General features: G+C 71.9%; 13 protein-coding genes. 8 read left to right on the top strand and 5 right to left on the bottom strand.

Annotated features, from left to right (window positions below):
* Window positions 1-998 (bottom strand): LacI family DNA-binding transcriptional regulator (locus ACZ7GX_RS37660; protein ID WP_498784145.1); only part of this gene is annotated, 998 nt, incomplete at its 3' end.
* 276 nt (window positions 999-1,274) lie between these two features.
* Entirely contained in the window at window positions 1,275-2,207 is a 933-nt protein-coding gene (locus tag ACZ7GX_RS37655; protein ID WP_498784144.1) for an SMP-30/gluconolactonase/LRE family protein, read from the bottom strand.
* Between the two features lie 76 nt (window positions 2,208-2,283).
* On the opposite strand from ACZ7GX_RS37655, the gene ACZ7GX_RS37650 reads away from it, so the two are divergent.
* Entirely contained in the window at window positions 2,284-2,739 is a 456-nt protein-coding gene (locus ACZ7GX_RS37650) for an Lrp/AsnC family transcriptional regulator (RefSeq protein WP_498784142.1), read from the top strand.
* 58 nt (window positions 2,740-2,797) lie between these two features.
* Here ACZ7GX_RS37650 and ACZ7GX_RS37645 read toward each other — a convergent pair whose 3' ends face one another.
* Window positions 2,798-3,739 carry an aldo/keto reductase gene (locus ACZ7GX_RS37645; protein ID WP_498784140.1) on the bottom strand — a complete coding sequence of 314 codons (942 nt, stop codon included), beginning with the start codon at window positions 3,737-3,739 and terminating at the stop codon, window positions 2,798-2,800.
* Window positions 3,740-3,785: 46 nt separating this feature from the next.
* Between ACZ7GX_RS37645 and pdxR the strand changes: the two genes are divergently transcribed.
* The 3 genes from pdxR (at window position 3,786) to ACZ7GX_RS37630 (ending at window position 7,068) form a co-directional block, all read left to right on the top strand.
* Window positions 3,786-5,207, top strand: a complete 1,422-nt coding sequence (pdxR, locus tag ACZ7GX_RS37640; protein ID WP_498784138.1) for a MocR-like pyridoxine biosynthesis transcription factor PdxR — start codon at window positions 3,786-3,788, stop codon at window positions 5,205-5,207.
* A gap of 198 nt (window positions 5,208-5,405) precedes the next feature.
* On the top strand, window positions 5,406-6,140 hold the full coding sequence (locus ACZ7GX_RS37635; RefSeq protein ID WP_498784136.1) for a hypothetical protein: 735 nt from the start codon (window positions 5,406-5,408) through the stop codon (window positions 6,138-6,140).
* Between the two features lie 76 nt (window positions 6,141-6,216).
* Entirely contained in the window at window positions 6,217-7,068 is an 852-nt protein-coding gene (locus ACZ7GX_RS37630) for an alpha/beta fold hydrolase (RefSeq protein ID WP_498784134.1), read from the top strand.
* A gap of 91 nt (window positions 7,069-7,159) precedes the next feature.
* On the opposite strand, the gene ACZ7GX_RS37625 is transcribed toward ACZ7GX_RS37630, so the two are convergent.
* A complete protein-coding gene (locus ACZ7GX_RS37625; RefSeq protein ID WP_498784133.1) occupies window positions 7,160-7,603 on the bottom strand; it encodes a PRC-barrel domain containing protein in 444 nt (147 codons plus the stop codon).
* Window positions 7,604-7,952: 349 nt separating this feature from the next.
* Between ACZ7GX_RS37625 and ACZ7GX_RS37620 the strand changes: the two genes are divergently transcribed.
* Genes ACZ7GX_RS37620 through ACZ7GX_RS37605 form a run of 4 tightly spaced genes read left to right on the top strand, consistent with a single transcriptional unit; the run spans window position 7,953 to window position 11,578 of the window.
* Entirely contained in the window at window positions 7,953-8,681 is a 729-nt protein-coding gene (locus tag ACZ7GX_RS37620; protein ID WP_498784131.1) for a hypothetical protein, read from the top strand.
* Complete coding sequence (gene bufB / locus ACZ7GX_RS37615) at window positions 8,681-9,517, top strand: MNIO family bufferin maturase (protein ID WP_498784129.1); 837 nt, start codon at window positions 8,681-8,683, stop codon at window positions 9,515-9,517. Before ACZ7GX_RS37620 ends, bufB begins: the two co-directional genes overlap by 1 nt.
* A complete protein-coding gene (locus ACZ7GX_RS37610; RefSeq protein WP_498784127.1) occupies window positions 9,507-10,313 on the top strand; it encodes an HvfC/BufC family peptide modification chaperone in 807 nt (268 codons plus the stop codon). Before bufB ends, ACZ7GX_RS37610 begins: the two co-directional genes overlap by 11 nt.
* On the top strand, window positions 10,310-11,578 hold the full coding sequence (locus ACZ7GX_RS37605) for a ferritin-like domain-containing protein (protein WP_498784126.1): 1,269 nt from the start codon (window positions 10,310-10,312) through the stop codon (window positions 11,576-11,578). The genes ACZ7GX_RS37610 and ACZ7GX_RS37605 overlap by 4 nt, the downstream gene beginning before the upstream one ends.
* 64 nt (window positions 11,579-11,642) lie before the next feature.
* On the opposite strand, the gene ACZ7GX_RS37600 is transcribed toward ACZ7GX_RS37605, so the two are convergent.
* On the bottom strand, window positions 11,643-12,617 hold the full coding sequence (locus tag ACZ7GX_RS37600) for a heme-binding protein (RefSeq protein WP_498784124.1): 975 nt from the start codon (window positions 12,615-12,617) through the stop codon (window positions 11,643-11,645).
* Between the last annotated feature and the right edge of the window lie 243 nt (window positions 12,618-12,860).

Genomic DNA, 12,860 nt, shown 5'->3' with positions numbered 1-12,860 from the left:
CAGCAGCGTCCCTTCCCCCTCCCCCCCCCCCCCCCCCCCCCCCCTCCCCCCCCCGCCCCCCCCCCCCCCCCCCCCCCCCCCCCCCCCCCCCCCCCGCCCAGCCGCCCGAGGTCGACGGCCGGCAGGTCCACCGAGGACAGCGGCACGGCCTGCGCCTGCGCCACGTCCGGCGGGCAGACCGCCAGCACGGAGATGTCACGCGGGACGCTCAGGCCCCGACGCGCCAGCTCCGACAGCAGCGGGCCGAGGATGGCCTCGTTGTGCACCACCAGTCCGGTGACGGGGCCGTGACCGGCGAGCAGGCCGTCCAGGCACTCCCGGACGCCGTCGTAGGTCGGCACGCAGGCCAGCGTCGCGGCCTCGACGCCGAGGCTGGCGGCGGTCCGCCGGAACCCGCTCAGGAACCGGCCGGCGTAGCTCGTGCCGCGCCGGTAGACGGCGGGGGAGGGGCCGATGAGCGCGATGTCGCGGTGACCGAGGTCGGCGAGGTGGTGCACGCACTCCGACCCGGCGGCGGTGAAGTCGAGGTCGACGCAGGTCAGCGCGTGCGGGTCGTCCGGCACGCCGATCAGCACCGCGGGCCTGCCCAGCTCGCGCAGCACCGGCACGCGGGGCTCGGCCGCTTCGACGTCCATCACGATGATCGCGTCGGCGAGCGAGGAGGCCACCACCCGGTGCAGGCCGTCCGCGCCCTCGTCCGCGGTCAGCAGCAGCACGTCGTGGTCGTGGGAGCGGGCCTCGGTGACGGTGGCCGCGACGAACTGCATCACCACGGGGACGTTCAGGTCGACGCGCAGCGGCACGACGAGGGCGAGCACGTTCGTGCGGCTGCTCGCCAGCGCCCGCGCGCCCGCGTTCGGCCGGTAGCCCAGCGCGCGGATGCTGTGGTGCACGCGACGGCGGGTGGTCTCCGAGATCGAGCGCTTGCCGGACAGCACGTACGACACGGTGCTGGGCGAGACTCCCGCCGCCCGGGCGACGTCGGCGATGGTGACCATCGGTGGATCATAGTACGTCGGAGTCGTTCCGGAGCCTTCCAGAGGTCCATTGTGGACGACTGGATCGGGGTCGTTAGTTGGGAACGCTAACAGAATGGGTGTTGCGGGTCACAGTCTGGTGGCGAACTTGATCCTTCACGAAATCAACCGGGCACTGCGCGTCGCGCGAAGCTCACGCTCAGGGTCTTCGGTTAGCGTTAACACAACGTGGATCGGTCAAGCCTTGACAGGGTGGAAAGCGGTTACCGCCCGGTGTGGCCGGTGCTCCCCGCTGCCTCAGGCGGGCAAGGTCGCGCCGGGCGAATCGGGGGCGACCGAGTAGGGCGGCCGGGCGCCGTTGACGTTGAACAGCAACGTGTAGACCGACGTGGTGGCGGTGATGAACAAGCGGTTGCGCTTGGGGCCGCCGAAGCACACGTTCGAGACCACCTCGGGCACGCCGATCCGGCCCAGCAGCGTGCCGTCGGGGTGGATGCAGTGGACGCCGTCGCCGGCGGCTGCCCAGATCCGGCCCTGGTCGTCGAGGCGGATGCCGTCGAACTGGCCGTTCGCGCAGCGGGCGATCTCGTCGCCGCCGCGCAGCCTCGTGCCGTCCACGTCGAAGCGCCGGATGTGGTTGCGGCGCGTGTCCACGATGTAGAGCCGGGTGCCGTCGGGGGAGAAGGCGAGGCCGTTGGGTCGCACGAAGTCCTCCGCGACGGCCTCCACCGCGCCGGTCACGGGGTCGGCCCGGTAGACGTGGCAGGCCCCGATCTCGGACTCCGCGCGCACGCCTTCGTAGTCGCTGAGGATGCCGTAGGGCGGGTCGGTGAACCACACGCCGCCGTCGGCCGCGACCACGACGTCGTTGGGGCTGTTGAACCGCTTGCCGTCGAAGCGGTCGGCGATGACCGTGGTCGAGCCGTCGTGCTCGGTGCGCACGACCCGCCGCTCGCCCTGCTCGCAGGTGACGACGCGGCCCCGCGCGTCGAGCGTGCGGCCGTTGGCGTAGCCGGCCGGTGAGCGGAACACCCCGACGTGGCCGGTGGTCTCGTCCCAGCGCAGGACGCGGTCGTTGGGGATGTCGCTGAACAGCAGGTAACGGCCGGCGGGGACGTAGGCGGGGCCCTCGGTCCACTTGCACCCGGTGGCGAGGCGCTCCAGCAGGTCGTCGCCGAACAGCAGCAGCCGGTCGTCGAACGATTCCACCGTCGTCGGGATGACGTCCATCGTTTCCCCTTTAGCTCCGAATCACATCCGGTGGACAACCTATACTGCCAGATGACATCAGGTGAGGGTGGGAGAGATGGACGACACGGATCGGGCCGTGCTGGCCGCGCTGCGGACGGACGCGACGCAGTCGTACGCGGTGTTGGGCGCGCAAGTCGGGCTGTCCGCCGCGGCGGCGCACGAGCGGGTGCGCAAGCTGCGCGAGCGGGGTGTGATCAGGCGGACGACGGTGGAGATCGACCCGATCGCGCTGGGGCTGGACGTGCTCGCGTTCGTCCTGGTCGACTCGTCGGCGTGGGTCGGCTCGCCGGAGACGGCCGCCGCGCTGCGCGCCCTGCCCGCGGTGGAGGAGGCGCACATCGTGGCGGGCACGGCGTCGCTGCTGCTCAAGGTGCGCACGACGGATACCCGCGCGTTGCAGGCGGTGCTGAAGGACGTGCACGACATCGCCGGCGTGTCCGGCACGAACGCGATCGTGGTGCTGGAGACGTGCTTCGAACGGACGCCCGACCCGAGCCCTCCCCGCGCGTAGGCCGGGCGAGCGGGACCGGTGGCCGGGTTCACCGGACCCCCTCCGGTGAACCCGGCCCTCAGGCGGCCGCGTCGAGGCGTCGGCGCTGGTCGCCGGTCAGCTCCAAGGACACCCCGGCGAACGCGTCGTCCAGCTGCTCGACCGCGCTGACGCCGACGATCGGCGTGACGTCCGTGCCGCCGCCGGTCAGCCACGCGAGCACGACCTGGTTGCGGTTCGTGCCGGTCTCGGCGGCGATCTCGTCGAGGACGGCCAGGCGGTCGGTGGTGCCGGGGTGGTCGTACTCGGCGGGCAGCGGTTTGTCGGTGCGGGTGTACCGGCCGCTCAGCAGCGGCGTGTAGGACCACAGCGCCATGTCGGGGTGGTGTTCAAGGTAGTGGATCACCTCGTCGCCGACGGCGCCGAACCGGTGCACCACCGTGGGCCGCGTCCCGGGGCGCGGTTGCAGGTACGTGTGGTGCTGCTGCACCGCGGTGTAGCCGACCCGGCCGTCGGCCAGGGCGAGCTGCCGCGCCCGTTCGACCTGCCAGACGGGGTAGTTGGAGCAGCCGAGGCGGCCGACCAGGCCGGCGGACACCAGCTCGTCGAACGCGGCGACCGTCTCCTCCAGCGGTGTCACCGGATCGGGCTTGTGCGCCCAGTACAGCTCGACGTGGTCCGTGCCGAGCCGCCGGAGGCTCGCCTCGATCCCGTTCTTGACGACGCCTGCCGACAGGCCCTCGGCCGTCTCCGGGAACCGGCCCGCCTCGGTCGGCTCGCAGCCCACCTTGGTGCTGATCCGGACGCGGTCGCGCACGCCGGGGCGGCTCGCCAGCCACCGTCCGAGCAACGCCTCGCTCTGCCCGCCGAACCCGCTCGGGTCCGCCCAGAACGCGTAGCAGTTCGCGGTGTCGATCCAGACGCCGCCTGCGTCCACGAAGCGGTCCAGGATCTCGAACGACCGCCGCTCGTCGGTGGCCGTGCCGAACAACATGGCCCCAAGAGCCAACTTCTCAACCATGACCGTCACCGTAGGCGGAGTCGGCTCGGCAGTACGCTCCAATCCCGTGACGGTTTCCCAGACCAATTTCGCGTGGGCGACGCTCCTGGAGGTCGGTGGGCGTGGCCGCCTGCACGACCGCCTGGCGCATGCGCTGCGTGCCGCGATCCGGGACGGCCGGCTGGCGGAGGGCGCCGCCGTGCCGCCGAGCCGGGCGCTGGCCGAGGACCTCGGCTGCTCCCGCTGGGTCGTGACGGAGGCGTACGGGCAACTGGTCGCGGAGGGCTACCTCACCGCGCGGGTGGGTTCGGCCACGCGGGTCTCGTGGTCACCGGCGGCAGACGCCCTGCGCCCCCGCGCGCAGGGCGCACCGGCCCGGCCGGCGATCCGGTACGACCTGGCGCCCGGTCTGCCGGACCTGCGGGCGTTCCCGCGCCGTCGGTGGGCCGACGCGGTCCGCGCGGTCATCGGCTCGGCCGTCCACTACGACCTGGACATCCCGGACCCGGCCGGGCACCCGGCGCTGCGCGGCACGCTCGCGGACTACCTGCGACGGTCGCGCGCCGCGGACGCCGACGCCGCGTCCGTGTTCGTGTGCGCCGGCGTCACCGACGGCCTGGTCCGCACGTGCCGCGCGTTGCACGCGGAGGGGATCAGGGACGTGGCCGTCGAACACCCGGGTTGGCCGCGGCTGCGCGCCGCCGCGACGAGCACCGGCCTGCGCGTGCACCTCGTGCCGGTGGACCACGACGGCCTGCGGGTGGACGACCTGGCCCGCACACCGGCCCGGGCGGTCGTGGTCGGCGCGGCGCACCAGTTCCCGACCGGCACGGTGCTGTCGCCGGCCCGCCGGGCGCGCCTGGTGCGGTGGGCCCGAGAGGTCGACGGGTTCGTCATCGAGGACGACTACGACGCCGAGTTCCGCTACGACCACCACCCGGTCGCCGTCATGCAGGGCATGGACCCGGGCCGGGTCTTCCTGCTCGGCACGGTCAGCAAGACCCTCTCACCGGCCCTCGGCCTCGGCTGGCTGGTCGCGCCCGCGACCGTGATCCCCGCGCTGCGGACCGCGAACCCGGTGGCCGTCGCGCCACCGGTCCTCGACCAGTTGGCGCTGTCCACCTTCATCGACCGGGGCTGGTACGACGCCCACCTCCGCGCCGCCCGCCGCCGCTTCCGCGCCCGCCGCGACCTGCTGCTCAAGACCCTCGCCGCCGAAGTGCCGGAGGGCCGTCCGGCCGGCACCGCCGCGGGGCTGCACGTCCTCCTGCACCTGCCGGACGACACCGACACCCGGCGCGCGGTCCAGGTCGCGGCGTCCGCCGGCCTGCGCCTGGCGGACCTGGACGACTACCGCGCGGAGGAGTCGCCGGGACGCGCCCTCGTCCTCGGGTACGGCAACATCGGCGACACCGAGATCCCGGCGGCCGTCACGCTCCTGCGCGACGCGCTGCGGTCGGCCACTCGACGGACCCCGACCTCCGCCTAGCGATCGGCGCCCAGTCGACCGACCGCCTCGTCGTGCCGGTTGCCCGGCCCCGCCCCGGCTCGGCCGGCAGGGTGCACCCGAACACCGCGTTCCGGCCGAACCCGGTCCGCAGGGGTGCGGCCGCCCGACGATCATCACCGTGCGTGCCGAATGCGCCGGAAACGGTGACGTTACGCTGATGTCGGGAGGTGGTGCGGGGTGCGGATGCCGTTCGGCGTGCACGAGTCGGTGCGCGTGGAGTTCGAGCGGCGGTGGTCGCGGGCCCGGGCGCTGGTGCTGCTCGGCTTCCTCGCGCCACCGGTGATCAGCCTGGTCCTCGCCCTGATGGCGCCCTGGTCCGGCCTGGCCGTGCCGGGCTGGGTCCTGCTGGTGATCGGCGCCGTCACGCCGGTGTGGTTCCTGGTCCGCCGGGTCTACGTGCACCGGCCGGGGTGGTGGGCCGGGCTGGTCCTCTACGCGGGGGCGGCGCAGGCGCTGGGGCTCGGCTTCCTCACCGGGAGCGCGCTGCTCGCCCTGCCCGTCGTCGTGGCGACGGCGGTCGCGGGCGCGCTGGTGACGAAGGCGAAGGCGGTGCTGCTGGACGCGTCCGGCGGCGCGATCGCCGGCACCACGCTCGGCGTGCGCAGCTCGTCGCGGCAGGTGCGCAACGCCACCGGGCACCCCGTGCTCGCCCACGCCAACTTCGACGGCGAGCTGCTGCGCTGGCACGTGGTCACCGGACCGTCCACCCCGGACGTCTCCGGCGGCGAGCTGCCGTTGCGCGAGATCACCGACGTCTGGGTCGCCGACACCCGGGACGCGCCGGGCGGCGAGGTGGTCGTGGTCCGCACCGCCGCGGCGCACGACGTCGAACTGGTCGTCGGGCGCCCGCACGACTTCGCCGCCCTCCTCGACCGGAGGTTGGCGCTGCTCCGGCAGCCCGACTGGTCGTAGCGGCCGGCCGCGCGTGACGTCCGCCCTTGTTACTCGTTGGTCAAGTCGAGGTCCGACGACGGAAGGGGCAGCGGCCATGGCGACCGAGCGGTTGCGGCTTGAGGACGGCACGGAGCTGAACGTGGCACGCAGCGGCCCGCCCGACGCCGAGTTGACCGTGGTGCTCGCCCACGGCTACGCGTTGGACCACCGCAGCTGGCACCGGGTGGTGGCGGCGCTGCCGGAGTCCGTGCGGGTGATCGCCTACGACCACCGCGGCCACGGCGCGTCCTCTCCCGCCGACAAGGAGACCGCGACGATCGAGCAGCTCGGCGACGACCTGGGCGAGTTGATCGAGTGGCTGGTCCCCGAGGGGCGGGTCGTCGTCGCGGGTCACTCGATGGGCGGCATGGCCGCGATGGCGATGGCCGAACGCCGTCCCCGCCTCTACCGGCAGCGGGTGGCGGGCGTGGTGTTCGTCTCGACCGCCGCCACCGGGCTGGCGGAGACGTCGCTGGCCTGGCCCAAGGCGCTCGGCAAGCTGGTGCGCGAGCTGGAACGCGCGTTCGGGCCGCTGGTGCGGGCGGTGCGGGAGAAGATCGAGCCCGCGAAGACGGCCGGGTTGCGCTGGTGGCTGTTCGGCGACGAGCCCCGCGACGAGGACGTGGACCTCACGGCGGACATGGTGTGGTCGCACTGGCCGGAGACCATCGCGTTGTTCCGGCCGGCGGTCGACCGGTACGACCGCGAGGCCGCCCTGACCGTCGCGGGCGAACGCCCGGTGATCGCCATCGTGGGCGACGAGGACCGGCTGGTGCCCGAGTCCAACGCCAAGGCGCTGGCCGCGGCGGTCGGCGGCGAGTCGGTGGTGGTGGAAGACGCGGGCCACATGCTGCCGCTGGAAGCGCCGGCCGAGGTCGCGGCCCGGATCATGGAGCTGGGCGCCTAGCCCGCCCGCGCCCGGCGGCCGGGTGGCGGCCGCCGGGCGTCGGTCCGGTGTGGACCGGGTTCACGGCTGTCGGACTCACGCTTGCCGCTGTTCACGCGGGCGGCGTGGTCCGGTAGCTCTCGGTGTAGTAGTCGCCGAGGCGCTGCCGGTAGTCGTCGGGGTCGAACGTGTCCTCGTCGTACTCCGGCGCCTGCCGCACCTGGTCCTTGGTGCGGTCCACGAAGACCGTCTTCGCGTCGTGGTCGACCTTCGCCACCGCGCCGACCGGCAGCACGACCTTCAGGTGGGACAGCCACGTGCCGGCGTCGACCAGCAGGCAGTCGGCGGGCACGCGGGCGTTGGCCTGGTCGACCTCGCCGATCGCGCCGTCGAGCGCCTCGACCCGGTACCCGAGCAGGCCGATGTCCGGGCGGTCGTGGCGGTCGGCGGACCGGGTCGCCTCGTCGGCCTCGGGTGAGTCGGTGTCGCGCCCGTCGAGCAGGTCGCCGACGTTGCGCCAAGCCCACGGCATGAAGGGGATGGGGAGCGGGTGCATCTCGGCCTCCTTGGTCGGATGGACCACGGGGGAGTACCCGTTCGGGTGGCTTCCGAGACCTTTCGTGAATTGTTATCATGATAGCTTCAGTGCTGACCGAAAGTAATCATCAAGCCGATCCCGCGCTGTCGCGTTCGGACAGACGCCCGGACGTCGCCACGTTCGAAGGACCCTCGCTCGGTTGGCCTCACTGAACGTGATGAAAGCTCGCCTCGGGCTGATGACGTTCGTCCCCTAACGGGGCGGGCATCGCGACGGTCGTCGGTTCGCGCGCATCCGGGGTGTAGAGAGGGATTGACCGGCTCCGGCCGGGGAGCCCGGTGACGCTGTGCGCTGGAAGGTGGTTGCGATGACGGGTGGCGGGCACGATCACGGCAACGGCCATGGCGCCGACGGGATGTCGGCGGAACAGGCCGCGCTGTTCCTGACCGGCGGGCCGGCGGGGCGGCAGCTGCGGGAGGGCAGCCACGAGGCAGGTGGTCCGCGGGAGAGCATGACCACGACCGCGCCGGTGCTCGAGCTGCACGTGTGCATGGGGCTGAACGCCTGCAAGGGCCACGACGAGTCCGGCAACGCGAAGCTGCCGGGCGCGGGCACCTGCGCCACGGCGTTGCACGTCTGCCACGGCGACAACCACTGCCGCGGGCAGGGCGGGTGCGGTTACGCCGGCAGCGAGTTCGAGCAGACCAAGCCGGGCGAGCAGTCTTGCAGCGCCAACGGCAGTTGCGCGAGCCCGATCAACGAGTGCCGGGTGGCGTCGGCGGGCCCGTTCAAGGGCACCAGCGTGTGGAAGCTGGCGCGCACGCGGTTCGAGGCGCGGATGTGGGACGCCGGCGTGGCGTTCGACCCGGCGCCCGGCGAGGGCTACCCGAACGACAAGGTGCCGCCGTACGAGACGGATCGCGCGCAGCTCTTCGCCACCCTGAGCGCGAAACCGACCGCGACCGCGAAGGCGGGGAAGGCCAAGGGAACCGGGAAGAGTGAGGAGACCGGGAAGACCAAGAGGGCCGGCAGGACGAAGCGGGCCGCGGAGCCCGGGAAGGCCGGCGAACTCCCGCGCTACGTGGGCCGCACCTGATGCCGGCGCCCGACCGGCTCGGCCTGCCGGAGCTGGGCTTCGGCGTCGGCCTGCGCTCGCGTCATGCCGACGAGGTGCTGCGGGGGCCGTCCGGGGTGGACTGGTTCGAGGTCATCACGGAGAACGTCCTGGACAACGGCGGTTACGCCCGGTACCTGCTCGACCAGGTCGCCGAGCGGTTCCCGGTGGTGCTGCACGGGGTGTCGCTGTCGATCGGGAGCACCGACCCGCTGGACCTGGACTACCTGCGCCGCGTGGGGTGGCTGGCCACCTCCGTGCGCGCCGCGTGGGTGTCGGACCACCTGTGCTGGACCGGGGTGCTCGGGGTGAACACGCACGACCTGCTGCCCCTGCCGTTGACGGAGGAGTCGTTGCGGCACGTCGTGCGCCGGGTCCGGGTGGCGCAGGACGTGCTGGAGCGCCCGCTGGTCCTGGAGAACCCCAGCACGTACCTGGGTTTCACGGAGTCGACCGTGCCGGAGTGCGAGTTCCTGGCCCGGTTGGCGGAGGAGTCCGGGTGCGGGTTGCTGCTGGACGTGAACAACGTCTACGTGTCGGCGGTCAACCACGAGTTCGACCCGTACGACTACGTCCGGGCGCTGCCGGCCGACCGGGTCGTGTACGTGCACCTCGCGGGGCACGCGGACCGCGGCACGCACCTGATCGACACGCACGACCGGCCGGTGGCCGATCCGGTGTGGGACCTGTACGAGTTCGCGACCGGTCTGCTGCCGTCGGTGTCGGTGCTGCTCGAGTGGGACGACCGGATCCCGCCGTTCCCGGTGCTGACCGCCGAGTTGGACAAGGCGCGCGAGCGGGCGGCCCGTGTCGGCTGAGGGGTTGCGCCGGCTGCAGGGCTGGTTGCAGGGCGCGATCCTGGATCCGGAGGGTGTCGGTGAGGTGGCGGACGTGGTGGTGGGGACGGCGCGGCTGCCGGCGGCGCGGCGGTTGGCGATCTACCAGCACGGTTACCGCGCGCGGTTGGTCGACTGCCTGAGCGCGCACTACCCGGTCGCCCGGCGCCTGCTCGGTGCGGAGTTGTTCGAGGAGTTCGCGCGGGAGTACCTGCGGTCCCGTCCTTCGCGCAGCTACACGTTGGAGGCGCTGGGCGCGGGGTTCGCGGACCACCTGGTCGCCGGTCGGCCGGATGTGGTCTCGGGGGAGCGGGAGCCCTGGATCGACCTGCTGGTCGACGTCGTCCGGTTCGAGCGGGCGTTCACCGAGGCGCACGGTGCGGCCGGCGCGGAGTTCCGCGATCCGCCACCGGCCCCGCCTGTGTTCGGCTCAGCCGCGTGGGGCGGCACCGTGGTGTCCACTGTGGAGTGCCTGCGGCTGGTGCGGGCGGGTTTCCCGGTGCACACCTTGGCCGTGGCGGTGCGCGCCGTGCAGGATCCGCCGTTGCCGCGGCCGGTCGAGGTCCGGTTGGTGGTGTCGCGCAAGGACTTCGTGGTGACGGTGGCGGAGCTGGACGAACCGCGCTTCCGGCTGCTGGCGGCGCTGCGGGCCGGCACGCCGCTGGGGCGGGCCGGTGACGAGGCGGGGTTGGCCCCGCGGCAGACCGACGCGTGCCTGCGGGACTGGCTGGCCGAACGACTGATCGTCGGACTCAACGGAAGGACGTCGCACCGATGACCACCACCCACACCGCTCTGCCCGGGGGTTACCGGGTCCCCAGGGCCGACAAGCCGATCGACTCGGTCGATTCGCTGTTCTCGCACCTCTACGACGCGGCGCGGCTGGAGCTGTCGACCATCCCGCTGTACCTGTACGCGGCGTACTCCATCAAGACCGACAACGTGTCGCAGTGGTCGGCGGGGCCGGGCGCGTTCCGGTTGATCAAGAGCGTCGTGGTCGAGGAGATGCTGCACCTGTCCCTGGTGCGCAACCTGATCGTGGCCATCGGGCGCGGTGACGACATCAAGTTCCAGAACCCGGACTTCGTGCCGGCGTACCCCTCGGACATGTTGCACCGGGTGCCGCGGCTCGAGCTCGACCTGGCCCCGCTGACCACGGACCTGGTCAAGGACGTCTTCATGCCGCTGGAGCTCCCGGCGAAGGTGGGCGCGCCGGGGCAGTCGGGCGAGTACCAGACGATCGGGCAGTTCTACAAGGCGATCTACGACGGTTTCGAGCGGTTGTGCGGTGTCGACCCGACGGCGCCGACGCGGCACGGGCCGGGCGACGAGCAGGAGCGGGAGCTGTTCAAGCACAACAGGTTGGACTTGCAGTACACCAACACCTACTGGAACGAGGGCGGTGGCGGCGAGCCGATCATCGTGCACGACCTGTACACGGCGCTCACCGCGATCAACGTGATCGTGGAGCAGGGCGAGGGCATGGACCCGGACCAGCAGGAGGTGTCGGACAACCCGGACGACCCGGACAAGGCGAAGCAGGGCCTGTTCGAGTTCCCGCACTACGTGAAGTTCAAGCGCATCGCCGACGGTTGGGAGCTGATCGGCGACGTCCACCCGGTGCCGCGGAACCCGCGCGTGGCCGAGTACCCCGAAGGCCCGGTCCGTGACCTGGGGCAGTTGGCGTGCGCCGCCTACACCTACGTGCTCGCCCTGCTGGACGAGCTGTACAACACGTCAGGGAAGGACGTGAAGCCGGGCGCGACGAGCGCGCGTTACGGGTTGGAGCGCGTGTTCATCGCGGCGATGCAGGGCCTTCTGTTCGGGGTGATCAAGGAGTTGGTCCGGACGCCGATCACCACGGGGCCCTACAAGGGCATGCAGGCCGCGCCGACGTTCGAGTACTACGAGTTCCCCGAAGGGGAGTCGATGACCCGGCACCTGAAGGAGTTGTGCGAGCGGGTGGTGCCGCACTACCCGGCGCTGGGCGGGGACAACAGCGTGCTGTGGCTGATCAGCGACCAGATGCCGAAGGACCTCTAGTGGCGTGGTGGACCGCGTCGGCCGTGGTGGGCGATCCTCCCGGTGGCCGACGCGGTCCGCGGCGCTACGTCGTCTTCAGCCTGGTGAGGACGTTGGACGTCGGGTGGGGGAAGGTGTAGTGGTTGTCGCGGATCACGAGGTCGAGGACGATCCGCTGCGTGTAGGCGAGGATGTCGTAGTTCGTCCCGCCGTCGAGTGACATGAGCCAGTAGTCGGCGGCGTAGCCGGCGATCGCCGCCCGGCGCTGCTCGAAGGGGATGTTCATCACCGCGCCGCCGTTGCCGGTGTCGACCTGGCAGTGGATGTAGTCGCTGATGCCGTGGCCTGCTCCGACGAGGTCGAGGATCGCGGCTTGCAGCGGCAGGGTGATCTGCTTGGTCAGCGCGGGTTGGGGGTTCTGGTAGTTGCCCTGGTCGGTGAGGGTGTCGTCGTACACGGAGGTGTCGAGGCCGCCGGGGGTCGGCAGCGGCGGGTCCGCGTCGGGGATCAGCGGCGCGAAGAGGCCGTCCTTGGAGTAGCCGAGGGCCAGGACCGAGACGCCGTGCGGCACCGAGATCTGCTTGCAGATCGTCTGGGTCGGTGGCTGCGGTTCGGGTTCGCCGGGTTCGGTGGCCGGGTTGTCCGTCGGGTAGGGGTAGGGCCCGATCTGCTGCTTCTCCGTCTGCAGGTGGAGCCACGCCCCGTTCTCCTCGTGGACGATGGTGTTGATGCCGGGGCCTTCGGCGAAGCGGATCTGCTGGTCGTAGAACAGGACGTAGGGTGATTGCTGGTAGGTGCCGCCGCGGTTCGGCGCTTCCACCGGACTGGCCACGTCGTCCATGCCCTTGAAGACGATGGTCTCGTAGTAGGTGAAGTTCTTGAGGATGTACCCCAGGTCCATCCCGTTCTGGGGGGACTGCTGCGGCAGGGGCATGACGTTGTAGGAGTACGGGCTGTTCGGGCCGCCCTTGCCGGTGCCGGGCAGGTCCTGGTTGGTCCAGGTGCCGATCAGCAGTTGCTGGAAGCGTGACAGGTCCGCGATTTGTGCCTTGAGTGGCATCAGGCGCTCCAGGTGTGTTCGCCGTCCCCCTTGGGGCATCGTCGGCCGTGGCCGTCACGCTGTTCAAGGCAACCCTGGCGGCGTCACCCGTCATCGCAGTCCCGTCACACGATCGAAGACGGGTCCGTCGCGTGGCGCGACCGCCGGGCTAGGGCGTGTCCGCCGGGTCATGATCGGGTTTTGTCTGGTGCGGCTCGGATCCAGTCGATGGTCTCGACGATGTCGTTGGTGGCCTGCCAGTGC

The organism is Actinosynnema sp. NPDC037264 (assembly GCF_055603705.1).
The sequence above is the reverse complement of the archived record's forward strand: the minus strand, read 5'-3'. Positions and strand labels throughout refer to the sequence as shown.

Coding starts and splice junctions, on each gene's coding strand:
- ACZ7GX_RS37655 (WP_498784144.1), bottom strand. CDS start 2,207: ATGGACGTCATCCCGACGACGGTGGAATCGTTCGACGACCGGCTGCTG.
- ACZ7GX_RS37650 (WP_498784142.1), top strand. CDS start 2,284: ATGGACGACACGGATCGGGCCGTGCTGGCCGCGCTGCGGACGGACGCG.
- ACZ7GX_RS37645 (WP_498784140.1), bottom strand. CDS start 3,739: ATGGTTGAGAAGTTGGCTCTTGGGGCCATGTTGTTCGGCACGGCCACC.
- ACZ7GX_RS37630 (WP_498784134.1), top strand. CDS start 6,217: ATGGCGACCGAGCGGTTGCGGCTTGAGGACGGCACGGAGCTGAACGTG.
- ACZ7GX_RS37625 (WP_498784133.1), bottom strand. CDS start 7,603: ATGCACCCGCTCCCCATCCCCTTCATGCCGTGGGCTTGGCGCAACGTC.
- ACZ7GX_RS37620 (WP_498784131.1), top strand. CDS start 7,953: ATGACGGGTGGCGGGCACGATCACGGCAACGGCCATGGCGCCGACGGG.
- bufB (WP_498784129.1), top strand. CDS start 8,681: ATGCCGGCGCCCGACCGGCTCGGCCTGCCGGAGCTGGGCTTCGGCGTC.
- ACZ7GX_RS37605 (WP_498784126.1), top strand. CDS start 10,310: ATGACCACCACCCACACCGCTCTGCCCGGGGGTTACCGGGTCCCCAGG.
- ACZ7GX_RS37600 (WP_498784124.1), bottom strand. CDS start 12,617: ATGCCACTCAAGGCACAAATCGCGGACCTGTCACGCTTCCAGCAACTG.